The 21,404-nt window shown below is 60.8% G+C and carries 23 protein-coding genes; 14 read left to right on the top strand and 9 right to left on the bottom strand.

All coding sequences use genetic code 11. The features are described 5' to 3' along the window. The first annotated feature begins 86 nt into the window (after positions 1 to 86). A complete protein-coding gene (locus B5527_RS25450) occupies positions 87 to 2,096 on the top strand; it encodes a phospholipase D-like domain-containing protein (protein ID WP_079603988.1) in 2,010 nt (669 codons plus the stop codon). 234 nt (positions 2,097 to 2,330) lie between these two features. Next, positions 2,331 to 3,506, top strand: a complete 1,176-nt coding sequence (locus B5527_RS25445; protein ID WP_079603987.1) for a DUF2336 domain-containing protein — start codon at positions 2,331 to 2,333, stop codon at positions 3,504 to 3,506. A 145-nt stretch (positions 3,507 to 3,651) separates the two neighbouring features. On the opposite strand, the gene B5527_RS25440 is transcribed toward B5527_RS25445, so the two are convergent. From B5527_RS25440 to B5527_RS25430, 3 genes are all read right to left on the bottom strand, one after another. Continuing rightward, positions 3,652 to 4,230, bottom strand: a complete 579-nt coding sequence (locus B5527_RS25440) for an Hpt domain-containing protein (protein WP_079607489.1) — start codon at positions 4,228 to 4,230, stop codon at positions 3,652 to 3,654. Between the two features lie 27 nt (positions 4,231 to 4,257). Beyond that, on the bottom strand, positions 4,258 to 4,803 hold the full coding sequence (locus B5527_RS25435) for a response regulator (protein ID WP_079603986.1): 546 nt from the start codon (positions 4,801 to 4,803) through the stop codon (positions 4,258 to 4,260). 109 nt (positions 4,804 to 4,912) lie between these two features. After that, the gene (locus B5527_RS25430) at positions 4,913 to 5,692 is read right to left on the bottom strand and encodes an NAD kinase (RefSeq protein WP_079603985.1); all 780 of its coding nucleotides are present in this window, start codon (positions 5,690 to 5,692) and stop codon (positions 4,913 to 4,915) included. 278 nt (positions 5,693 to 5,970) lie between these two features. Here B5527_RS25430 and B5527_RS25425 point away from each other — a divergent pair, with 278 nt between their 5' ends. Further along, positions 5,971 to 7,542: a S10 family peptidase gene (locus B5527_RS25425; protein ID WP_079603984.1), complete on the top strand. Its 1,572-nt coding sequence runs from the start codon at positions 5,971 to 5,973 to the stop codon at positions 7,540 to 7,542. Positions 7,543 to 7,608: 66 nt separating this feature from the next. Here the strand turns inward: B5527_RS25425 and B5527_RS25420 are convergent, their stop codons facing one another. Together B5527_RS25420 and B5527_RS25415 are read right to left on the bottom strand one after the other, a co-directional pair. Beyond that, positions 7,609 to 8,163 (bottom strand): tetratricopeptide repeat protein, encoded by a 555-nt coding sequence (locus B5527_RS25420; protein WP_079603983.1) that lies wholly within the window; start codon positions 8,161 to 8,163, stop codon positions 7,609 to 7,611. Between the two features lie 75 nt (positions 8,164 to 8,238). After that, positions 8,239 to 8,784, bottom strand: a complete 546-nt coding sequence (locus tag B5527_RS25415; protein ID WP_079603982.1) for a tetratricopeptide repeat protein — start codon at positions 8,782 to 8,784, stop codon at positions 8,239 to 8,241. A gap of 277 nt (positions 8,785 to 9,061) precedes the next feature. Between B5527_RS25415 and B5527_RS25410 the strand changes: the two genes are divergently transcribed. The 5 genes from B5527_RS25410 (at position 9,062) to B5527_RS25390 (ending at position 11,195) form a co-directional block, all read left to right on the top strand. Next, a complete protein-coding gene (locus B5527_RS25410; protein ID WP_079603981.1) occupies positions 9,062 to 9,328 on the top strand; it encodes a His-rich protein BRANT in 267 nt (88 codons plus the stop codon). 200 nt (positions 9,329 to 9,528) lie between these two features. Next, positions 9,529 to 9,966 carry a hypothetical protein gene (locus tag B5527_RS25405; RefSeq protein WP_425305023.1) on the top strand — a complete coding sequence of 146 codons (438 nt, stop codon included), beginning with the start codon at positions 9,529 to 9,531 and terminating at the stop codon, positions 9,964 to 9,966. 79 nt (positions 9,967 to 10,045) lie between these two features. Continuing rightward, entirely contained in the window at positions 10,046 to 10,243 is a 198-nt protein-coding gene (locus B5527_RS25400) for a hypothetical protein (protein ID WP_079603979.1), read from the top strand. A 62-nt stretch (positions 10,244 to 10,305) separates the two neighbouring features. Beyond that, positions 10,306 to 10,527, top strand: a complete 222-nt coding sequence (locus B5527_RS25395) for a hypothetical protein (RefSeq protein ID WP_079603978.1) — start codon at positions 10,306 to 10,308, stop codon at positions 10,525 to 10,527. A gap of 311 nt (positions 10,528 to 10,838) precedes the next feature. Next, the gene (locus tag B5527_RS25390) at positions 10,839 to 11,195 is read left to right on the top strand and encodes a hypothetical protein (RefSeq protein WP_245332247.1); all 357 of its coding nucleotides are present in this window, start codon (positions 10,839 to 10,841) and stop codon (positions 11,193 to 11,195) included. A gap of 171 nt (positions 11,196 to 11,366) precedes the next feature. Here the strand turns inward: B5527_RS25390 and B5527_RS25385 are convergent, their stop codons facing one another. Further along, on the bottom strand, positions 11,367 to 11,624 hold the full coding sequence (locus B5527_RS25385; RefSeq protein ID WP_079603977.1) for a hypothetical protein: 258 nt from the start codon (positions 11,622 to 11,624) through the stop codon (positions 11,367 to 11,369). 888 nt (positions 11,625 to 12,512) lie between these two features. Here B5527_RS25385 and B5527_RS25375 point away from each other — a divergent pair. From B5527_RS25375 to B5527_RS25365, 3 genes are all read left to right on the top strand, one after another. After that, entirely contained in the window at positions 12,513 to 13,223 is a 711-nt protein-coding gene (locus tag B5527_RS25375; protein WP_079603976.1) for an outer membrane protein, read from the top strand. Positions 13,224 to 13,424: 201 nt separating this feature from the next. After that, positions 13,425 to 15,299: an acyltransferase family protein gene (locus tag B5527_RS25370; RefSeq protein ID WP_172842662.1), complete on the top strand. Its 1,875-nt coding sequence runs from the start codon at positions 13,425 to 13,427 to the stop codon at positions 15,297 to 15,299. A 233-nt stretch (positions 15,300 to 15,532) separates the two neighbouring features. Further along, positions 15,533 to 15,772, top strand: a complete 240-nt coding sequence (locus tag B5527_RS25365; protein WP_079603974.1) for a DUF6719 family protein — start codon at positions 15,533 to 15,535, stop codon at positions 15,770 to 15,772. Between the two features lie 130 nt (positions 15,773 to 15,902). Here the strand turns inward: B5527_RS25365 and B5527_RS25360 are convergent, their stop codons facing one another. Further along, the gene (locus tag B5527_RS25360; protein ID WP_079603973.1) at positions 15,903 to 16,157 is read right to left on the bottom strand and encodes a hypothetical protein; all 255 of its coding nucleotides are present in this window, start codon (positions 16,155 to 16,157) and stop codon (positions 15,903 to 15,905) included. 497 nt (positions 16,158 to 16,654) lie between these two features. Here B5527_RS25360 and B5527_RS25355 point away from each other — a divergent pair, with 497 nt between their 5' ends. Then, positions 16,655 to 17,023 (top strand): hypothetical protein, encoded by a 369-nt coding sequence (locus tag B5527_RS25355; protein WP_154072516.1) that lies wholly within the window; start codon positions 16,655 to 16,657, stop codon positions 17,021 to 17,023. After that, positions 17,020 to 17,868: an alpha/beta fold hydrolase gene (locus B5527_RS25350; RefSeq protein WP_079603972.1), complete on the top strand. Its 849-nt coding sequence runs from the start codon at positions 17,020 to 17,022 to the stop codon at positions 17,866 to 17,868. Before B5527_RS25355 ends, B5527_RS25350 begins: the two co-directional genes overlap by 4 nt. A 33-nt stretch (positions 17,869 to 17,901) precedes the next feature. Here the strand turns inward: B5527_RS25350 and B5527_RS25345 are convergent, their stop codons facing one another. Then, positions 17,902 to 18,264: a hypothetical protein gene (locus B5527_RS25345; protein ID WP_079603971.1), complete on the bottom strand. Its 363-nt coding sequence runs from the start codon at positions 18,262 to 18,264 to the stop codon at positions 17,902 to 17,904. 236 nt (positions 18,265 to 18,500) lie between these two features. Here B5527_RS25345 and B5527_RS25340 point away from each other — a divergent pair, with 236 nt between their 5' ends. After that, on the top strand, positions 18,501 to 19,859 hold the full coding sequence (locus B5527_RS25340) for an acyltransferase family protein (RefSeq protein WP_172842661.1): 1,359 nt from the start codon (positions 18,501 to 18,503) through the stop codon (positions 19,857 to 19,859). A 138-nt stretch (positions 19,860 to 19,997) separates the two neighbouring features. Here the strand turns inward: B5527_RS25340 and B5527_RS25335 are convergent, their stop codons facing one another. Beyond that, a complete protein-coding gene (locus tag B5527_RS25335) occupies positions 19,998 to 21,182 on the bottom strand; it encodes a rhamnan synthesis F family protein (protein ID WP_172842660.1) in 1,185 nt (394 codons plus the stop codon). Positions 21,183 to 21,404: the final 222 nt, after the last annotated feature.

Raw genomic sequence — 21,404 nt, 5'->3', positions numbered from 1 at the left:
CGCAAGCTGTGGATGCGGGCTTGTACGATTTCAGGTAGAGTACTAGCCTCGGTTGACGGGTGGTTTCATCCGCTGGAGGATATTCTATGTCCATTGATGTAAAAATTTATGACAACGGTGATCATACGGCGCTGGTGTGGCTGCCGGCCAATCTCAATCCGATCAAGGGATGTCGCGGCTTTACGATCCGCCGCGTGGTGCAAGGCAGTCCCGACGTCTATTTGCACGGTTTCGTCGGATTCGCCGACGACGACAAGCTCGATCCCACGGCGCCCTGGAAGCATCCCGTTCAGCGCTTCATGTGGTGGGACTATGGCGTGAAGCCGGGTCAGGTCGTGCAATATTCCGTGGTGCCGGTGATCGGCGACAAGGACCACCTTCAGCTTGCGACCGACCAGGCCAGCCCGCTGACGCCGCCGATGACGATCACGGGTCAGGTGTCGCCGAATATCTCGGCATACTTCAACAAGGGCATCGTCGCCGCGCAGTGGGTAACGCGCGTGCTCAGCAGCCTTGGCAACCCGCCGCCCAAGATGGCCGATTTGATCGCCGCGACGCAGCCTCCGAAGAACGCGTTGAGGAATGAGTTGAGCGGTTTGCTGCGGCCGCAGATTCTGGACCTGCTCGCCGACGTCAAGGCGAACAACGGTCAGGTTTATGCAGCGTTGTACGAGCTTAACGATCCGGAACTCAAGGCAGCCCTCAAGGCGTTAGGCAAGAAATGCCACTTGATCCTGGCCAATGGCGCCTTCAGCAAGAAAAACGACAACGACGAGAACAAGGCGGTGCGCGCGGAAATGCGCGGCGTCGTGGATCTGTACAACCGCCTCGTTCCCCAGGGACACTTCGCGCACAATAAATTCCTGGTGTGTTGCGATTCTGCCGGCAAACCTCAACGCGTGCTCTCAGGCAGCACGAACTGGACGATGACCGGGCTGTGCACGCAGGCCAATAACGGCATCATCGTCAACGACGCGAAACTTGCGCAGTATTTCCTCGACGAATGGAATCTTCTGAAGAACGCCAAAGACGCCTATCCGCCCAGCCTGGCCAAGACCAACGGAGAGACCACCGCCAATGTCTTCAACGTCGATGGCGGCACGATCACGCAATGGTTTGCGCCGACCGACAAGGAGCAGGATCTCGACTTTGCGCGCAAACTCATCAACGCCGCCAAGCAAGGCATCTTGTTCCTGTTCTTCAATCCGGGGGCGTTCGTCGCCGACGATCAGCCGGCGAATAAATGGACGCTGCTGCAAAATATCCTGTTCCGGCACCACGAGGGCACACCCAACTACGATGGGGATCTCTATCTCCGCGGTGTGGTGAATCAGGAGATCCCCGGTCTCACCACGGAGTCGACCGGGGGTACGCCGGCCAAACCTTCCGCCCATGCAGCTCTCGATCCGTCGGCGGCCACTCCCGTCACGCTGTTCAACGGCGGCACGCAGCCGCCGCAGCACCTCGGCTACGAGTCGATGGTGCCCAAGAACATCAAGGATACCTTTCATGACTGGGCGACCGAAATCCTCGGGCAGGGTGTTCATATTCACAGCAAGGTCATCGTGCTCGATCCTTTCGGCGACAATCCCGTGGTCATGACCGGATCGCATAATTTGGGGTTCAAGGCGTCGAGCAAGAACGACGACAACCTGATGATCATCCAGGGCAACCGGCCGCTGGCCGTCGCTTATGCTGCCAACATCATCGCAATCTATCAGTCCTATCGCTGGAACGCCTATGTTGAGGAACATCGGCAGGACCCGAAGGTCTGGCACGGCCTTGTTGACGCAGACGACTGGCAGAACGGCCATCTCGCCGGCGACGAACTGGCCGAACTTACGTTCTGGATGGGATCGTATCAGCCGGCCGCGACGGCTGCCGCAGCGGCGACGGCGCCATCTGCGCACGTGCCGCCAGCCAATGGCTCCACGCCGAAACGCACGAAACGCGGTTCGAAAAAGGTGACCCCTACGAAGATCGCGGCGGCGAGAAAGAAGAAGTCGACGAAGACGTCTGCAGCCAAGAAAAGAAAGGCTGAAGCCAAGAGGCCGGCCAAGACAAAAACGCCGAAAAAATCCAGGAAAGGATCGTGACGCCGACCGGCTAATCGCGTTCCTCCTTCAACCTCCGGCTTAACAGGCGGCGCGTCCGTTGGCGGCGCTGTGCGAACCGCAGCGCGGGCCGGGGGACGCGACCTTTCTCTCTTAACAAAACGTCAATAAAACCAGCCGTTTATGGTGAACGCTTTGTTAAGCGTCGTGGTTTATTTTGTCTTGCAGTGGCACCGCGTCACGGTGTCGTTCTGGGTTGCGTAAGCCGGCAGGGCAATGATCGTTCGGCAGTTCATCAGTTGGATACGCACCGCTCCGGCAGGCGAGCGGGCAGAGGCAACGCGATCGCTGGCGCGAGCCTGGCTGATTTCCGATCTCACTGAAGACGATCGCGCCGCCGCCGAAGGCGCACTGCTGATGCTGCTCGATGACGCATCGCCCCTGGTACGCCAGGCCATGGCCGAAGTATTTGCGCGCAGCGTGGAAGCGCCTGCCGCCATCGTGCAGGCGCTGTCGCTCGACCAGGCCTCGGTCGCGCTTCCGGTGCTCGAACATTCTCCGCTGCTGATCGATGCCGACCTCGTCGACATCATCGCGACAGGCAATTGCGAGATGCAATGCGCCGTCGCCCGCCGAGTCAATCTGCCGGCCTCGGTTTGCGCCGCGATCGCCGAAGTTGGCGCGCCCGCAGCGGCGCTGGAGCTGATCGAAAACGCCTATGCCGAACTGGCGCCGTTTTCGTGGGACCGCATCGTCGAGCGTCACGGCCATCTCGCAGCGATCCGGGAATCGATGCTGGTGTTGGAAGATCTGCCCGCGGCGACGAGGGTGGCGCTGGTCGCCAAACTGTCGGACACGCTGGCGCAATTCGTCGTCGCCCGCAACTGGCTGAGTGCGGACCGGGCGGTGCGGATCGCGAGCGAGGCGCGCGATCGCTCCACCGTAAATATCGCGGCGCGTTCGCGCGGCGACGACATGCGCGGCCTGGTCCGGCATCTGCGCGCCACCGGCCAACTCACCGCCGGACTGATCCTGCGGGCATTGCTGTCGGGCAATCTCGAACTGTTCGATTCCGCGCTGTCGGAATTGTCCGGTCTGCCGCAGGCCCGGGTCTCGGCGCTGCTCCACGACCGCGGCGGCGCCAGCCTGCAGGCGCTGCTGAAGCGCGCCGGATTGCCGGAATCGACATTCGCGGCGTTCAGGGTAGCGCTCGAAGTCACCCATGAAACCGGATATGTCGACAGCGTCGGGGGCGCGGCAAGGTTGCGGCGCCGGATGGTCGAACGCGTGCTGACGCATTGCGAACACGACCGCCAGGCCGCCGAGCCGCTGTTGATCCTGCTGCGGCGCTTTGCGACCGAGTCGGCTCGCGAGGAGGCCCGCATGTTCTGCGACGAACTGATTGTGGAGGAGACCATGGCCCCGATCCTGCACGAGCTGATCGCGGCGTGATTCGGTGTCGTCCCTGCGAACCCAAGGGACCCATAACCACCGGCCTTGATTGTTTGAGAAAGCATCTACGACATCGCGCAGCTGATAAGCTGCGGCGTATAGGTCCCTGCGTTCGCAGGGACGACGAAACTAGAATGCGGTGAGTTCAATCCGCCGGTGCGATGCTCGGCGCCAGGATCGCCTCGAGGTGCTCGGGACGATCGCGATTGGCGTGCATGAGGTATTCGTCGGCGACACCGCGCAGCTGCCGGCTCAATTCGCTGGCCATGCTGATGGTGTCGAGTTTGGTGCGCCCGCGCACGATGGCCTGAATGGCGTTGATGTGATGCGCGATCAGGTCGGGCGGTACCTCGTCGAGCTTGGGCGCGTGTTCGATGATCCGGCACAGGCTGTCGGCGGCGGCGCCGGCGGAAGGGTAACCGAAAGTGGCGGCATCGCCCTTGATGTCATGGGCGGCACGAAACAATTCCTGGCGCGTGATGTCGGTAAAACCGACCTTGAGGATGGCGGCGTGGGCCGCCGCGAGCCGGTCGGTTTCGATTACCATCCAGTCCTTGAACTCGCCCGACAGGTCGGCCAAGGCCTTTTCCGCCCGCGCAACGGGATCGTCGAGATCCTTTTCGCCGACGCGCCGCAACATCTTGCGCAACGGATTGGGTTGCGTGATCACGTGATGATCGGCGAAGGTCTTGATCTGCAGCGTTGCGGGCTTTTCTTTCGCCATCATCATTTCCCTTGCGCGTATCGCGCGCTAGACGGTGGACCGCGCCTTGTCGAGCAGCGACGGCTGTTGCAGGATTTCCACTTCGCCGCCGATACGGCGCTCGGGGCCGATATAGGCGTTATTGGTATTGCGCCGGCGGTCCGGGCCGAAATAGGTCTTGGTCTTGATGAACGGGCGCGGATTGGCGACCACGTTGAGAATGCGCTGATAGAGCGCCTTGGCCGAGATCGGCTTGGCGAGGAACTCGGTCACGCCGGCGTCGCGCGCCACCGTCACGCGCCGCTTCTCGGAATGGCCGGTCAGCATGATGACGGGGGCGTAGGGATTGCCCTTCGATTCGGGCTGCCGGATCATCTGCGCAAGTTCGAGGCCATCGAAAATCGGCATCGACCAGTCGGTAATGACGATGTCGGGGACGTAGTGGCTGTACATTTCCAGCGCGGTCGCGCCGTCCTCGGATTCATAGACCTCGCGGGCGCCGAACGAATGCAGCAGCGTCCGCAAAATCCGGCGCATGTGCGGATTGTCGTCGCACACAAGAAATCGCAGCTTGTTGAAATCGATGCGAAACATGGCCCGGCCCTGGGGGGCGTACCGCTCAACGGTATACCTGGCGTTAACCATATCGCGGGCCGGTTAACGAATGGTTGCGAGGCTTCCCGACGGCGGGGGCGGAAAGGCGCTAATACCCGAATTGCTCGCTCAGAATGCGTTCTTCCAGGCTGTGGCCGGGGTCGAACAGCATCCGCATCGAGATGGTCTTGTCGGAAAGCACCTCGACGCGGCGGACGTCGCGCACCTCGTCGTGATCGGCGACCGCCGCCACGGGGCGTTTCTCGCCCTCGAGCACCTCGATCACCACATAGGCGGTATTGGGGAGAAGGGCGCCGCGCCAGCGCCGCGGACGGAATGCGCTGATCGGGGTCAAGGCCAGCAACGCCGCGTTGATCGGAATGATCGGCCCCTGCGCCGAGAGATTGTAGGCGGTCGATCCCGCCGGCGTCGCCACCAGGATGCCGTCGGCGATCAGCTCGGCCATGCGCTCGCGTTCGTCGATCAGGATCCTCAGGCGCGCCGCCTGGTGGGTCTGGCGAAACAGCGCGACTTCATTGATGGCGTGATAGAGGTGCACGACGCCATGGACGTCGGTGGCGCGCATCAGGAGCGGATGGATCACGGATTCCCGCGCGGCGGCGAGACGCGCATGCAGATCGCGCGGGCTGTACTCGTTCATCAGAAAACCAATGGTGCCGCGATGCATGCCGTAGATCGGCTTGCCCGAATGCATATGCGCGTGCAACGTTTGCAGCATCAATCCGTCGCCGCCGAGCGCTACCACGACGTCGGCGTCCGCAGGCTCGTGATTGCCGTAGAGCTCCACCAGTTGCGCCAGCGCCTGCTGGGCCTCCGGGCCGGGGCTCGCGACGAAGGCGATCCGGTCATATCGCTGTTGGCTGGTCATGGGATCGCGGGCTCGTCATTGGCGCTGATGGATCGGGTGCGCCAAGGTCGTCTATACGACCTTGGCCGGGCTTGTCGAGATAAGCTAGCCCCCAAAGGGTGTCACCGGATCGTGCAATCAGCATGAGTGCCGCGCGCGCTATGTCTGCGCGGGCTTGCGAACAATGCCCGCCTGTCGCAGTTTGAGCAAGAAAACCTGCCTCTATCCGGAAAACGTCGTTTCGCGCGGTGTATGCGGTGGCTCCGGGTGGATCGCGGGAAGCAGGGAGTAGAAAACGAATGGTCTTGCCGTTCCGGGCATCGCGCCGTGCGCCAATCGTTCTTGCGCTTTTCGCGTCCTGCGTGCTGACCGTCGTCCGCGCCCAGGATGCGCCGCGGCCGCCTCAGGAGCAGCCTGCGGCCACGCCGTCGGGTCAAAAATCGGGAGCAGGGGGCGGGCGGGCTGGCATTCCGGGTTCGCCGGCTGCCGCCGAGGAACATGGTCTGCCCCCGGATTCCACAACCAAACAAACGCTGGCGCTGCCCGGGCGCACGCTCGCCTTCACGGCCACGGCGGGTTCGATCCGGCTGTTCAACGACAAGCGGGAGCCGCAGGCCGATATCGCCTACACCGCCTATCAATTGGATGGCCAGGATTCGCGGACCCGTCCCGTGACCTTCGTTTTCAACGGCGGCCCGGGTGCGTCCTCGGCCTGGCTGCAATTCGGCAACCTCGGGCCCTGGCGGCTCTCCATCAGCGGAGACGCGGCGGTTTCCTCGGCGTCGCCCGACCTTGAGCCCAACGCCGATACCTGGCTGGACTTTACCGACCTCGTCTTCATCGATCCGGTCGGCACCGGCTACAGCCGCTTCGTCGCGACCGGCGAGGACGTGCGCAAGCGGTTCTACTCGGTCGACGGCGACGTAAGTTCGATCGCGCTGACGATCCGCCGCTGGCTGGAAAAATCCGACCGGTTGCTGTCGCCCAAATTTGTCGTCGGCGAGAGCTATGGCGGCATCCGCGGACCGAAGATCGTTCACGAACTGCAGGTCCCGCAGGGCGTCGGCGTGAGGGGCCTCATCCTGATCTCGCCGCTGCTGGACTTCCGCGAATTTTCCGGCTCGAGCCTCCTGCAATATGTCGTGAGCCTTCCCACCATGGCGGCCGTGGCGCGCGAGGCGAAAGGCGCCGTCGCCCGCGCCGACATGGCCGACGTCGAGCGCTATGCGCGGGGCGATTTCCTCGGCGACCTGATCAAGGGACAGGCGGACAGCGAGGCTACCACGCGCCTTGCCGACAGGGTGGCTGCCTTGACGGGGATCGATCAGGCCGTGAGCCGCCGGCTGGCCGGGCGTTTCGGCATCGGCGAGTTCCGCCGGGAATTCGACCGGCGCGACGGCAAGGTAACGGGGCGATTCGACGCGACCGTGTCGGGCTTCGATCCCTATCCGGACTCGAGCTCCTCGCATTTCGGCGACCCGTCCCTCGATCCCCTGATCGCACCGCTGACCAGCGCCGCGGTCGACCTCACCACCCGCAAGCTCAACTGGCGGCCGGACGGTTCCTATCAGGTGCTCAATGGCGCGGTCGAGCGGGCCTGGGATTTCGGCCACGGCCTCAATCCCCCCGAGTCGATCTCCCAGCTGCGCCAGATTCTCGCGGTCGATCCAAAACTGAAGCTCCTGGTGGGGCACGGCCTGTTCGATCTCGCCACCCCGTATTTCGGCTCGAAGATCCTGCTCGACCAGCTGCCGGCCTACGCTTCTCCCGAGCGCGTGAAGCTCGTGGTCTATCCGGGTGGACACATGTTCTATTCGCGCGACGCTTCGCGCCAGGCCTTCCGCGCTGAGGCGCAGGCGATGATGAAGTAAGACGCGTCAAAGCAAAGCCGGCGCAAACCTGAAAGTTTGCGCCGGCCCGATGGTTGATACAAAAACTCAGTAAACCAGCCCGGTGCCGGGCGGCTTTTCAAGCGCCGCGGCCAGCGAGCGGTATTCCTCGCTGTCGGTGCCGACCAAGGCGGCGATCCGGCTCAGGTGATATTGCGCCTGGTCGCGGTTGCCCTGTTCGACCTGCCACAGCCCGTAATACTGCCAGGTCTTGACGTGGTTCGGGTCGGCTTTCAGCGCGCGCTCGTACCAGATCTGCGAGAGCCTGTAGTCGCCGAGCTTGCGGTAGGAGTAGCCGATCAGATTGGCCACCGCGGCGATGTCGTCGTGACCGAGCGCCTTCAGTTGCCCGATCGCGGTGGCATAGTCGTTGCGGTCATAGATGGTGGCATAAGCCGCGTGATATCCCTTGGCGAATGCCGCATCCTCGATGCTGGGACGGACTTCACTGGTCTTCTTCTTTGCCTTGGTGGACTTCGTCGAGGAGGGCGGCGGTGCGTCGGTGTCGGACGAGGCGTAAGCCCTGGTCACCAGGGGTGCGGCGACCAGCGCCGCCACGAACATTGCCAGCGTCAAAAGCCTGATCGCAAATTTCTTGCTCATGCATTTCTCCTATTGCCGGTGTGAAGATCAATCAATCTGACTTCGTGAAGATCAGAAAGCCTGACTTCGCGAACGTCAGTAAACGAGGCCGGTGCCCGGCGGCTTTTCCAGTGCCGCTGCAAGCGACCGATATTCCGCGCAGCCGGTGCCGCAGATCTGGCCGATCCGGTCCAGATGGTATTGCGCCTGATCGCGGTTACCCTGTTCGAGCTGCCACAGTCCGTAATACTGCCAGGTTCGCACATGGTTGGGATCGGCCTTCAGCGCGCGCTCGTACCAGATCTGCGAGACCTTGTAGTCGCCGAGCTTGCGATAGGAGTAGCCGATCAGGTTGGCGACATCGGCGCGGTCGTCATGGCCAAGCGCCTTCAACTGCGCAATCGCGGAAGTGTAGTCGTTGCGGTCGTAGATCGTGGCGTAGGCGGTGCGATAGCCCTCGATGAATTTGGGGTCGTCGATGCCGGATCTCTTGCCGCCCTTCTTCTTTGCCTTGCTGGAGTCCGTTGCCGGAGGCGATGGGTTGTCGCCGCCCGCGGCATGGGCTGCCGTCAGCAGCGGCACCGCGATTAGCGCCATCGAGAACATCGCCAAAGTCAGCAGCCTGATCGCAAATTTTGTCACGCGTCTCTCCTGATTTCCAGTGAGGCAATCCTACACCCAAGCATGGTGATTTGAACACCGGCCGCTTTCGATCATTCCCGCGCCCAATCGCCTCATTTGACGGATTTTGGCGCCGCACTGCAGGGTGGAACATAACACAGGTGTCATCCAGATGAACGAAGTCCATCGCTGCGCTTCACGCTGGGTTCAGCGCGCGGCAGCTAACGTCGTCCCATGATCGACGAAACCGGCCATCCGACCGGCAACCTCGTGATCCCCGTTGAATGAGGAGACGACTATGTTGAAAACAATTTCCGCAGCCTTGCTCGCTGTTTCCGTTCTCGCCGCGCCCGCGTTTGCGGCCGATGCGGGCAAGACCTCGCCCGCGCCGGCTGTCAAAACCGTGCAGGGGAAGCCGAGCGTGCTCAACGCCAATGCCAAAATGGGCGACCATCACAGGCATTACCGCCATCATGGCTTCCACAAGCGGATGGGCGCGCTCAAGACGCACCGGTTCTCGAAGGTCGCGATCAAGCACGTTAAGCCCGCCGCCAAGCACGGCTGACACTGATCCGCGGGCGCGGCTGATCCACATTGCCCCGCCGCTCCCAGCGGATATCAGGCCCGGCCCGCGCCATTGCTTCCCCAATGGTGGCGGGCTGGTGCTGCGTTGTTGCGATCTTCGCACGCGCCTGAAACCATGAGCCTCAAATGCAGATTCCCTTTCATTCACGGACGGTCTAGAACAGGCCGGACGTCGGATGAGTGACAAGGTTGCACTTGGGGATATCAGCAAAGCGTGCGGCGATCCTGCTGCTGCCGGTCGTGCTCGCGGCCTGCGCGGGGAGTGATGACGGTAGAAGCATCACTTTTACCGACGATCGCGGCGTCGCCGAGCAGCCGTATCCGAACAACTATCGCGCCGAATTGCTGGCGTTCATGAGAACCTATCTCAACAATCCGGTCGATGTGCACGACGCCGCCATGGCCGAGCCGGTACAGCGCACGGTCGGCGGGCGGCTGCGTTACGTCAGCTGCCTGCGTTTTACCCCGCGCGAATCCGACGGCAGTTATCGCGAGGTGCGCGAGCGCGCCATTCTCTACGTCGATGGCCGGCTCGACCGCGTGGCCGAAAATGCAACCGAGGCTTGCGCCGGTGCGGTCTACACAGCTTTTCCTGAGCTTGAAAAGCTGACCCGCTAGCGGTTGGAACCTTGCTCTGGTTCCAAAGTCGAACACCGGACAGACAACTTCGGGCCGACGGGCGTAGCTTTCGACTTTCATGACGCGCGAATCGAAAGACCCGCGGCCCAGGCTCGACCTGGAAGCCCAAGCGTTGGCCGCTCTGGAAACGGCGCGCACGATGCCGCCCGGTCCCGAGCGAAATGAGGCGATGAAAAAAGCCGGTATTCTCCAAAATGCGGCTGACTTGCAGGGCATATTTTTTGCCAAGCGCGGAAGACCCGCGAAAAAAACTTGAGCGGCTGTGCAAGGCGGGGCGAAGTCCGGCACCGCGACCCCGCGGCAAGAGGGAGACGACGCATGATCGCGGAAAGCTTCAACTCCCGCACTCTGGCCAATATGGAGGTCGCCCTCGATCGGGCCTGCAAGGCCCTGCCGGCCGGAGCCGAGGAACACTGGGCTCGGCGCCACATCGCCAGCAAAATCCTCGAATGCGCGGAGCGTGGCGACAAAACGCTGGACGGCCTGACCAATGCCGGGCGTGTTGCCGTGAGCGAGCTCAGCTCGGCACATGGTCTCTGACGTCAGCGGGCGTTAGCCGCCTCACTCACGAGACCGTGTAACATATCGCACTTGCGAGGATGTTTGGCGGCGACGACGTCAGGAACCAACATGCCTGATTGCGCTTAATGCCTCTGGCGGATTCGGCAACGGTTCACCGTGCTCGAACGCGCGCCGCGATGACGCGTGTCGAACCGGTCGCCGCGCCGCGCCGATATCTGCAGCGCAGAATATCATGGCGCTGCGATTCGTTTAGAGCGGCTCGTATGGAGCGGCACGAACATTGCTTAACACAAACGGGGACTGGGCTTTGACATTCAGGAGCGTGGCAAATGAAACGCATCGTGTTTGGTCTGGCGGTTGGTGTGACAGGTGCTTGCCTCGTTGGCGGCGTGACGGCTCGCGACCTTGATGGCCGCTACGCCGATTCGCCGCTTAAGCCGTGGTTCGATCATCTGGCGAGCGGCAAGGGACTTTGCTGCTCGGTGGCGGACGGCGAAAGCGTCGCCGACCCCGACTGGGAATCCAAAGACGGCCACTATCGGGTTCGCCTCGAGAACAACTGGATCGACGTTCCCGACGATGCCGTGGTCACCGAACCGAACCGGGCAGGACGCACGATCGTTTGGCCGATGCGGTTTGACAATCAGATCTCGATCCGATGTTTCATGCCGGGCAGCATGACTTAGAAACCTTCCGCGCGGGCCCGTGAGGGGGAAGGTCCGTCTTCGAGGGGCAGGCGGCTTACCTGCTGGCCGAGATTTTTTGGCGGGACCGTTGACGTCATGCTCGCAATTCTGCGGTCGTGTTTCTGACGCTTCAAAAGTCCCAAGCCAGTCTTGGCTTTGCTGCTCCGGGGATCAGTCATCCTCCGTCATCATGAAGACGGCCCTCGTCAAGGCCGCACCGATGCCGAAGGTCAGCATGAGAGTGCCGATACCCACCGCGGCGACCTGATTTCCCTCTTGCTGGACAAGGGTTGCGATTCCCGAGGGGTCCATGACCATCAAGATCAGCGCGAAGGCCAGGCCCATCGCGACGCCCATGGCCGCGTGCACTACCAATTTCAGCAGCCCCGACGGGGTCACCAACCCTGATGGCTTTTTCTTCGTTTGCACTGGCTGCTCCGGGGATTAGCCACGGAAACGCTTGGGGGAGACGCCCGGTTCCCTTGCCGTTCAAGGATAGCCCATCGGGCAGGTGAACATCAGCCGAAGGCGGCTTTCATGCGCTGTTCAGCCACGCCGGGCGATGATGGTGCGCATCCAGTAAGGGAGTTGAGCCGTGAGCAATCTGCTGTTCCTCCGTCGATCCTTTGCCTATCGCAGCGCCGCAGCGGAGATGTTGCGCAAGGCGCGCGCAATGCCGCCGGGGTCAGAGCGCCGTGCCGCGCGTCAGCTTGCGGGGGCGCTGAGGGATCTGGCCAAAACCGAAGCGTGGCTGGAGGGACAAGCGCCTCGCCGGCGATCCGTGGCTCACAGCCCGGAACATCGGCGCAGCGGCGCGAGCTTTAGAGGCTGACATGTCAACTCGCCGAGCATGCACAAATCAAGGCCGGACGTTCGATGTCGAAAACTTTACCCGGTGCCCACTCTGCCAACGGTGGTTCGATCGAAGCGACCCGCGCATTGTGGCTGAACATCGGGGGCCGTTGCCTCATCCCGTGCAAAATCCCAGAACCGCATGGGCAGATGAGGACGATGAAGGTCTGGACTAAACAACGGCGGTTATCTCTTCAAATTGTTTGGTTTTTGACCGCTCACGGTTCGTGGAACTGCGATCACTTTTCAGCGAGGTCCGAACCTGAGCCTATCTTCGGCCGACGCAGCACATAGCTGCGGAGCGCACGGAACCGCCAAAAAGTAGTGTCAGCCGGGAACAAAAGGGCTTTGTTGCCGCGCTGTCACAGTCAGGAACCATCCGGCGCTTCGCGCCTGCCGCGAAGCAACCAAATTGAGGCCACGTTGTTTGATGAGGGTCGACAGCGACAATAACGGGGTACAATCATGAAAAGACTATTGCTCGGCGCAGCCGCCTTCATCGCTTTCGCGGCTCCCGCCGTGGCGGCCGATTTGCCGGCCCGCACCTACACAAAGGCTCCGGCCTACACGGCGCCGGAAGTTGTCTATAACTGGACCGGATTCTACATCGGCGGCAACATTGGCGGTGCGTTCTCCGGCAATAACAGCCTGGAGGGCAGCGGCGGCCGGTTTATGGGCGGCGTACAGGGTGGCGTCGATTACCAGTTCGCAACCAACTGGGTCATCGGTGCCGAAGCCCAGTACGACTGGCTCAGCAGCAACAATAATGGCGTGCTGTTTCCGGGTGGCACGCTGGTCACCTCCAACAACGACCAGCTTGGCTCGGTCACCGGCCGGCTCGGCTACACTTGGGGCCCGGCGTTGCTCTACGCCAAGGGCGGTTACGCCTGGCGCGATAACAACAATATCGGCGCTAGTGTGGGCGGTGCACCCGTGGCCTTCACGACCGATGGAAGCCACCGGGATGGCTATACCGTCGGCGCCGGTCTGGAATACATGTTCGCGCCAAGCTGGTCCGCCAAGGTCGAATACCAGTATTACAATTTCGGCAACACCACCTTCACCAGTGGTCCCGCCGACATCGTCGGCTCCCGGTTCCGGGACGACGAGCATACGGTCAAGGTCGGCGTGAACTATCGCTTCGGCTGGGGCGGCCCGGTCGCCACGCGCTACTGAGCGGGTTTGTTTCGATAGAGAAAGAAAAGGCCGGCTCACGCCGGCCTTTTTGTTTGGCGGCCGCTTTTGGCCATCCTTCGGCCTTCAGGGATCGCTCGTCGGCTGCTACAAGACCGGAATTCGGTACGGGAAAATACAGCGCGACCATGACTTTAGGCCGGTAATATGCGCTAGATCGGGAGGTTGCCGGGGGAGCACAACTTGCCGTTCGTTCGGTCCGGGCGCGAAAACGACAAACTTGCGTATCGCGCCGACATCGACGGTCTGCGAGCGGTCTCCATTCTGTTGGTGATCGGATATCACGCGCGGCTGGTTCCCGGCGGGTTTATCGGCGTCGACATCTTTTTCGTTATTTCCGGCTTCCTGATCACCCGCATCATTCTCAACGAGGCCGGAGCCGGCACCTTCTCGCCGGCGGAATTCTACGCTCGACGGATTCGCCGGATATTTCCGGCGCTTATCGTCGTGCTGGCCGTTAGCTGGCTGGTCGGCTGGTTTGTCCTGCTGCCGGACCAGTTTTCCTTGCTTGGCAAGGGCATCGCCGCCGGCGTGGCTTTTGTGTCCAACCTGTTTCAGCTCTCGCAGGCCGGCTATTTTGCGCCCGAGGCGGCCGACAATCCGCTCCTCCACCTTTGGTCGTTAGGTATCGAGGAGCAGTTCTACATTTTCTGGCCGCTAGTTCTGTTGATGCTGTTCGGATCGAAGCGGCGCCGGTTCCGGATGGCAGCGATCGCGGTTGCGTCGTTCGCGGTCGGCCTCTTGATTTTCTTCGGCTACAAGGAGTGGTCGTTCTACTCGCCGATATCGAGGGGGTGGGAGCTGCTGGCCGGCGCCATCCTGGCAAACCAGGACTTTGAGCGTCCCAAACGCGAAGCTGGCGGCTTTGCCAACTTTGACGACTTGCGGGCGGCAATCGGCATAGCGGCGATCCTCGGTGCCGCGATCTGGTTCAACACCAACAGTTTGTTTCCGGGTGTAGACGCGTTGCTTCCGGTGCTCGGCGCCGTGCTGATTATCCTGTCGCCGAATTCGTCGATAAACCGGATTTTACTGTCGAACCGACCGATGGTGCTGATCGGGTTGATCAGCTATCCGCTCTATCTTTGGCACTGGCCGCTGTTGTCCTATCTCGGGATTGTACGAAATGGGAACGCGAACACGGTGGAAATCTGGGCAGCCATCCTCGTTGCTTTTATTCTGGCGTGGCTGACATTCCGTTTCGTCGAGATCCCGCTTCGCCGACAGCAAAACGCCGTGCCGAGATTGTCTTTCGGACTGATTGCGGTCGGCGTAGCCGGAATTTTAACGGTCAATGCGTCCGGCTTTGGCTTTCGCTTCCCCCCGGAGATTCGCGACATCGCGCAGATTCAGCAGCAGAACAATGCCGGACTGCGCAATGAATGTTTTTCGGAGGCGGCTGGAGCTCGGCTCGGCCCGAACTGCATCGAGAAGGGCGACAAGCCTCTTTTATTTGTTTGGGGAGATTCCACCGCGGCAGCGCTCTATCCGGGATTAAAAAAAGCCGAGGAAACCGTTCCGTTTCGCCTGGCTCACTTTGCCGCCCCGGGGTGCGCGCCGATTTTGGCGGCCGGAGGATCGCCTTGTGATGTGACCAACGATCGCGTGTTTGGTTTTATAAAATCGTCCGCCCCGCAGATCGTGCTGCTTCACGCGATGTGGGACAAGCACAACGATCTGGGCAAACTCATGGAGACCATCGGCAAACTGAGGGCCATCAACGTCCCGCGAATTGTCATTTTGGGGCCGGTGCCGGTATGGAAACGCACACTGCCGCATTCGCTGGTGAATTTTTACCGAATGCGGCACACCATCGTCGACAGGATCGCGGCAGGCGTGTCCGGGCCGGAGAACGACGAACGAATGGAAGGCTTCAGCAGGGCCGCCGGCGTGGAATATATCTCGGCATGGCATATCCTCTGCGATCAGGAGGGATGCCTGACCCGCATCGGCCCCACGGCAAACGACGTAGTAACCACCGATATCGTGCATTTGTCGGACGCCGGCTCAAGCTTCCTGATCGACGCGATCGGAGGGAGTCTGTTCTCGCCGCAATGAATGCTGTCGGAACAGGGCGCGCGGCCGCCTCGATCCCGGACTTCCGGGACCACGAACCTTCAAATTGGTGGCAATTTGGCGCTTCGGTTGGGGTTGCCATTCCTTGGACCGGGCTTTTTGAAGACGTCGGTCGCCACAGTCTGATCTCGCCAGCGGCAAAAATAATTTTTGCCGTTTCCGGAACTTCGGCTCGCGATCGGTTATTGTGCCTTGCCGGTTAGTGGACAATAAAAATGCGTGCACTGTTGTTAGGTTTGATTTTATCCGCGGCTTCTCTGCCGTGCCTTGCCCAGACCGTCCTGAAATCCGAACCCCTTGTGCTTGCGCCCTATGAAATCGCCTTGGTGCAGGATGCCTCGTGTCCCGCCGGCAAAGTGCTCAAGGTCACCGGCGCAATAAGGGGCCTGCATCGCAGAAAGGCCTGTGTCTCGCTGGCCGCCGAGCGGGCGTCGCTCGCGGCGGTGGCACCTTAGGCTGACATTTCTCATTCATTGTTGCGGGATGGGCCTCTCGAGGCCGTCGACAGCCGACTTGGAGTGGGGCAATCGCATCTGGAAATGTCGAGATTCCGCGCTTCGCGCGCCCCGGAATGACGGCGAGAACTCACGAACTCAATTGAAAATCCAGCGGGGTTTCGCGCTCGGCCTCGGCCTGGTTTTCCGCGGGATCTTCCTGCGGGTCCGGCCGGCAGGGCTTGATTTCATAATCGTTATCCAGCACCGGCTGCAGCCCCGGCTTTCCCGCCCTGGACACCACGTCGACCACCAGCCCGCTTTGCCGGGCGTGCTTCCAGACATCAGCCTCGGTCGGATAGGCCTTGCTCAACTTGGCGTCATTGCTGAACAGCGCATAGGGCATCGGATGCCTCCGCTAAACCATCCCAACGCACCTGATGGGGTTTCGGTCCGGCGGGGGCCGGCGCTTCACGCACCGGTGAGAATCGGGTCCTGGATTGAGGCCGTTTCGGCCCTGAATCCCGGAGTCCCTGAGTCGTAAACGAGTCCTGAATCCCCGGAAAAATATCGTGCGAGACTCCCGGACCAGAATCGCCCGATGTTTTCGTCGTCATGAGAACGACCTTCGATACCTCCGTCGAGCGGGTGCACATCGCGCTCACCGTTGCCCTGTTGGCGGCATGCGCCGCCAACCTCGCGCTGGTGTGCTCCTGGCTTTAGCGCCTGGTCCGCCAAAACTTGCCCTGGGCTTGCCCCGAGCCTGTAAGCGGTTTGGCGATGAGATCATGCGTTCGTTCAAATAGTGGCGATTGACGCCGCTTCTATTCCTCCCATCATGCGAGCAGGCGGCAAAAGCCGCTGGGAACGGCGGTTTGCCGGATTTGCAAAGGGGAGGCGGAGATGATCGAGGCGCTCAAGGCCCGGGTCAATGCCGATGAGGCGCTGGTCAGGCGCGGGCAGTTCCTATCGACTACGTTCCTGCTGGAAGTCGGCCAGACCGCGTGGCTGATTTCAATCTTCGAAGGGCGGGTCGCCTCGGTGACCCGAGGGCCGTTCGTGATGCCGTCGTCGTCATTTGCGCTGCGCGCCCCGGAAGCGGAATGGGAAAAATTCTGGAGCCGGCGGCCGCCGCCCGGCTCCAACGATTTGATGGCGCTGATCAAGCGGCGTGTCCTGAGGGCGGAAGGCAACCTGCAGATATTCATGGCCAATCTTCGCTACTTCAAGGAGGCGCTTGCCAAGCTGCGCCCGGCGGGAGCCGACGCATGAGCGCGCAATTCGAGCCGGTGCTCGGCCGCTACATGCATCTCGAGCTGTTTGGATTGAAACACCGCATTTATGTCGAGGAGGCCGGCGAGGGCACGCCTCTGTTGTGTCTCCACACGGCCGGCTCGGATGGACGGCAATACCGCGCGCTGATGAACGATGCCCGCATCACGCGCCACCACCGCGTCATCGCCTTCGACATGCCCTGGCACGGCAAGTCGTCGCCGCCTTCGGGTTGGCACAACCGGGAATACCAGCTTACCTCCGCGCAATACACGGCGATGATCCTCGAGATCATGGCCGCTCTCGAACTGGACCGGCCGATCCTGATTGGATGTTCGATCGGCGGACGCATCGCGCTGCATCTCGCAATCGAACACCCCGAACGCTTCCGCGCCATCATCGGCCTGCAGGCCGGGGCGCATGTCGATCCCTACTACGATCTGAATTTCCTGCACCGCTCCGATGTCCATGGCGGCGAGGTCTGCGCCGCCATCGTCTCCGGGCTGGTCGGGCCCGACGCGCCCGACGACGAGCGCTGGGAGACGCTGTGGCACTACATGCAGGGCGGTCCGGGCGTTTTCAAAGGCGACCTCTATTTCTACAAGCTCGACGGCGACATCCGCGACCGCGTCGCCCAAATCGACACGCGCCGCTGCCCGCTGTTTTTGCTGTCCGGCGAATACGATTATTCCTGCACGCCGGAAGAGACGCTCGGCGTCGCCAACAGCATTCCCGGCAGCGAGGTCACCATCATGAAGGGGCTCGGCCATTTTCCGATGAGCGAGAATCCGACCGAGTTTTTAAAACATCTGCTGCCGGTGCTGGAGAAGATCAAAGGCCGATGATTTGCCGGAGACGCTCGCGGATCGGCTTCGGCCCTATTTACGCAGCGGAGCCGACGCGTCGTTCGCGATCGCGGCGCGGGCCTTCGCCAGGGTGGCGCTGAAGTACGCCTCGCGCTCCCTGTGAAAGCGCTCCTGGTGGGCGCGAAAGTTGGCGACCCGCGCCTGCATCTCGCTCCGGAAGTCGATCGAGACATTCGCCTGCGAAACCCCGATGCTGTTGGGCGGCTCGGCGGCTTTTATCTTGTGTTCGATGGTTTGCTTTTCTTCGGCCTTGTTGATCGCTGCGGCCTCAATCGCCTCAACGCTCGGCTCCGCCTCCGGCTTCTTGCCGGTGACCGATTGAACGAACGCCAAAGTTTGCGCGATTAGAGCATCGCGCTCCTTTACCCACGTCATCACACACCTCAGCCCAAATATTTCAGCAAAAAGCGCTGGCGGAAACAAGAGGGCATTTCCGTGTGTTCGCTAACCGACTCTGGCCTCCGCTCCGACCGCTTTGCCCAGCTTCAGACGCTGCTCGCCGATCGCGAACGGTACGTTGCGATCGACGATAGCGATGCGACCTCCTGGCTTCGGCGGCTCCACCAGTACCTTCCGCAACGCAATTCCTGGCCGGAATGGAAGTCGCGTCGATGTCGCGCGACGGGGTGCGGGTGAGGTTAAAGCCGCCAAGCGCCCGAGTTGCTGTCGTTGCCTGGCACCCGATGAGCCATGGCGACGGCAGCCGAGTTGCAGAGTTGCAAATGAGGTTGTTTAATACTTGTGCAACAACTGGGGCGGCGATGAGTGAAATATCCTATGCGGGCGCGGCAGCACTGCTGGCCGTTCCGCTCACAGCTTATTCCACTGCGGCCATCCTTGCTCGAAAATTTGCCCCATCGAAAATTGAGGAAGGCTCGCGCGTCAACTGCATAGATGGCCTGAGAGGGTATTTGGCGATCAGCGTCTTGGCCTTCCACTTCATCATGAACTGGAACCTGATCAGGCTTGGCCGGTGGGAAGACCCAACATGGTCAGTCGTCTTGACGAACATCGGGCCGGTCCCGGTAAGACTTTTCTTTATGATCACCGCATTTCTCTTCTACGGCAAGCTTGTTCGATCGCGCGGCATGATAGATTGGTCGAGTCTGTATATCGGGCGAGTTTTCAGGCTGACGCCGATGTACTGGATCGTCGTTGCTCTCATGGCGCTGGTTGCATTTTGGCACATGAACTTCACGCTGACCGTGAGCCTGTTCGATGTTTGCAAGTCGCTCGCTTCATGGCTTGCCTTTACCTTGTTTGGCGAGCCGCTCATCGACGGTTACAATCAGACGAGCTACATTCCGGCGGGCGCAATCTGGACGCTACGGTATGAGTGGGCGTTCTACTTCCTGCTGCCGACTATCGCGCTTGTCATCCGTCAGTATGGCGGCCTCCAAAGGAGCCGCATCGCGGCGATCCTTGTTGCTATTTTAGCCAGCAAATTCGTGCGCAACTATAGCATTTGGGGTTTCTGGCTGAATTTAGGATCTCCCTTCCTGCTCGGAATGCTTTGCTACGAGCTGACGCTGATCCCACCGCTAACAAAGCTGGCAAGGAGTAGCGCAGCGAGCGCGCTGGTTCTCGGGTCTGGGGTCGGCCTCTTGATCACGCCCTATCTATCCCAGTGGTCGTTATTCAATTTGCTGCTTTTCACGGCGTTCTTTCCGATCTCAGCAGGCAATACCGTCTTCGGCATTCTAACGCTTTGGGGCAGCAAGGTGCTTGGTAACGCGAGTTACAGCATCTACATCCTGCACGGGACTGTCTTGCATGTGCTGTTCCAAAACATGCCGGGAGCCGCGAGCGACGAGCTAGGCTGGCTCTGGCTACTATTGCCCGCGGTCACCGCTGCCGTGACGGCAATTTCCATCCTCCTGTACCACGCAATCGAATTGCCATTCATTCAATTCGGGAAGCGGGCAACAGAAAAAGCTCCCCTGGCGGAACCAGTGGAGACTCGTTTTTAGGTACCGACAGAAGAGGGCAGATATCGGGGCCCTTCTAAATTTATCCCGTTGTCTAACGAGGAGGCTTACCCGCACGTTGCAGCAGCCTTTGTTGCCCGAATAGTCGACTTTAAGAAATTGCCGACCAAAACAAACGCCTCACGATGGTAACACATTTTCGACTGGCAGGATGGCATCAGAGATCAACGATGTATCGTAGCTCGTGTAACGTTCGAGAAAGCCCTTCCAATAACCGGCACTTGCCAACTTCATCGGGTTGTCTCGAATGAGCTGTCGCTTGATAAACGGGCAACGCAAGCGGGCGATCAGCTGATCCCAGTAAAAATGGGTCGCATTGCACTGGCGGAAACTTCTGAATTTCCGTAGTCTGTCAAACGGACAGACCGCGTTGCCGCGAAACCCCGAGCGCAGGAGCGACTGCGAGAGTGAAATCTCGCCGCTGCGGATAATCGATCGTTTTGTCAATCTTGCGAAATCCACCGCAAAGACTTTGCGAAAAGCTTCGCTGCGTGCCACGTCGCCACGAAGGCAAAGAAAGTATGATTGCAGATGCCAGGCCACTTCATAGGAGTCGGTAATCCCCCAGAAGTCCCAGTTCTCGGCAAATTGTGAACGGAATACAGGTTCAAGATCAAAAATCGGACCAAACACGCTGTCGTTTGCCAGCAATAGCCAATCCACCTCTGCCAATGGGACAACGTGATGCAATGCCCATTGCCACGAAGCGAAATCCATTCCAGCGTTCTCACGGCAATGCACCCGAACGCCCGCACGTTCTGCTTTGCGTCGATCGGAAGTGCTCAGATTGGGAGATGTGCTCACCAAGTGCACCTCGAAACCGCATCGGCCGAGTTCGGACAGGTATCGCTGCACATAAGGCAGTATCCGGCCGGCGGCATCGAAATGGCTGAATACGCAGACAAGTCGCAGGTTTCCGGAGCTCTTGGGTCGGGAAGTCGGCTCGTGCCGGGGGTCTCGCCCTTCTCGTGCGCCGAGTAGCGCGAAGTGTTCGAGCGCGGTCAATCCGCTCGCCTGCGCGTCGGGGTAGCGACGGAAATAATCTGCGCTGCTAAAATCCGGGTTAGGATCGAGCCCTTCACCGGCGCCTCGGGCAAGATAGTGGAGAAGCGGAACGTTGCCGCGGTCTGCTGCTTCCGGCCGTTTCGCGACATACCATTCGGTGTCGAAGAGCGGATTGGGGTCACGCAGACGCCCCAACGAGACGTGGTGCCAAGCCGGATCCATGCGTCGAGCGAACGGCCATACGTATGCGGGCCTGAACGAATCCGAGTTGTTGAGCCGGTACCAAACGGAATCGAACAAGCCTGACTGCGTCAGTTCCTCGTACCGGCGCCTCACGGATGCGAAGGGTAGGGAAGCCGCTAGCCCCATTGCGTTTCTATCGCTAGCTCGGATTTTTCGGCCTTGTGCCTGGACTGGGATCATCGGATGCAATGTAAGTGAAAATTTGATATTACGCAGCGATAGGTTCTCTGTCACTCCGGTTTTCGGCTTGCGACGACCGCTCCTGTGCAATTGCATTCT

The organism is Bradyrhizobium erythrophlei (assembly GCF_900129425.1).
GTDB lineage: Bacteria > Pseudomonadota > Alphaproteobacteria > Rhizobiales > Xanthobacteraceae > Bradyrhizobium > Bradyrhizobium erythrophlei_C.
This window is presented reverse-complemented; position numbering and strand designations above follow the sequence as displayed.

Bases quoted from the DNA above. Each gene is read 5' to 3' on its own strand.
- B5527_RS25450 (WP_079603988.1), top strand. From the start codon at position 87: ATGTCCATTGATGTAAAAATTTATGACAACGGTGATCATACGGCGCTG.
- B5527_RS25445 (WP_079603987.1), top strand. From the start codon at position 2,331: ATGATCGTTCGGCAGTTCATCAGTTGGATACGCACCGCTCCGGCAGGC.
- B5527_RS25440 (WP_079607489.1), bottom strand. From the start codon at position 4,230: ATGGCGAAAGAAAAGCCCGCAACGCTGCAGATCAAGACCTTCGCCGAT.
- B5527_RS25435 (WP_079603986.1), bottom strand. From the start codon at position 4,803: ATGTTTCGCATCGATTTCAACAAGCTGCGATTTCTTGTGTGCGACGAC.
- B5527_RS25430 (WP_079603985.1), bottom strand. From the start codon at position 5,692: ATGACCAGCCAACAGCGATATGACCGGATCGCCTTCGTCGCGAGCCCC.
- B5527_RS25425 (WP_079603984.1), top strand. From the start codon at position 5,971: ATGGTCTTGCCGTTCCGGGCATCGCGCCGTGCGCCAATCGTTCTTGCG.
- B5527_RS25420 (WP_079603983.1), bottom strand. From the start codon at position 8,163: ATGAGCAAGAAATTTGCGATCAGGCTTTTGACGCTGGCAATGTTCGTG.
- B5527_RS25410 (WP_079603981.1), top strand. From the start codon at position 9,062: ATGTTGAAAACAATTTCCGCAGCCTTGCTCGCTGTTTCCGTTCTCGCC.
- B5527_RS25400 (WP_079603979.1), top strand. From the start codon at position 10,046: ATGACGCGCGAATCGAAAGACCCGCGGCCCAGGCTCGACCTGGAAGCC.
- B5527_RS25395 (WP_079603978.1), top strand. From the start codon at position 10,306: ATGATCGCGGAAAGCTTCAACTCCCGCACTCTGGCCAATATGGAGGTC.
- B5527_RS25390 (WP_245332247.1), top strand. From the start codon at position 10,839: ATGAAACGCATCGTGTTTGGTCTGGCGGTTGGTGTGACAGGTGCTTGC.
- B5527_RS25375 (WP_079603976.1), top strand. From the start codon at position 12,513: ATGAAAAGACTATTGCTCGGCGCAGCCGCCTTCATCGCTTTCGCGGCT.
- B5527_RS25365 (WP_079603974.1), top strand. From the start codon at position 15,533: ATGCGTGCACTGTTGTTAGGTTTGATTTTATCCGCGGCTTCTCTGCCG.
- B5527_RS25360 (WP_079603973.1), bottom strand. From the start codon at position 16,157: ATGCCCTATGCGCTGTTCAGCAATGACGCCAAGTTGAGCAAGGCCTAT.
- B5527_RS25355 (WP_154072516.1), top strand. From the start codon at position 16,655: ATGATCGAGGCGCTCAAGGCCCGGGTCAATGCCGATGAGGCGCTGGTC.
- B5527_RS25350 (WP_079603972.1), top strand. From the start codon at position 17,020: ATGAGCGCGCAATTCGAGCCGGTGCTCGGCCGCTACATGCATCTCGAG.
- B5527_RS25345 (WP_079603971.1), bottom strand. From the start codon at position 18,264: ATGACGTGGGTAAAGGAGCGCGATGCTCTAATCGCGCAAACTTTGGCG.
- B5527_RS25340 (WP_172842661.1), top strand. From the start codon at position 18,501: ATGTCGCGCGACGGGGTGCGGGTGAGGTTAAAGCCGCCAAGCGCCCGA.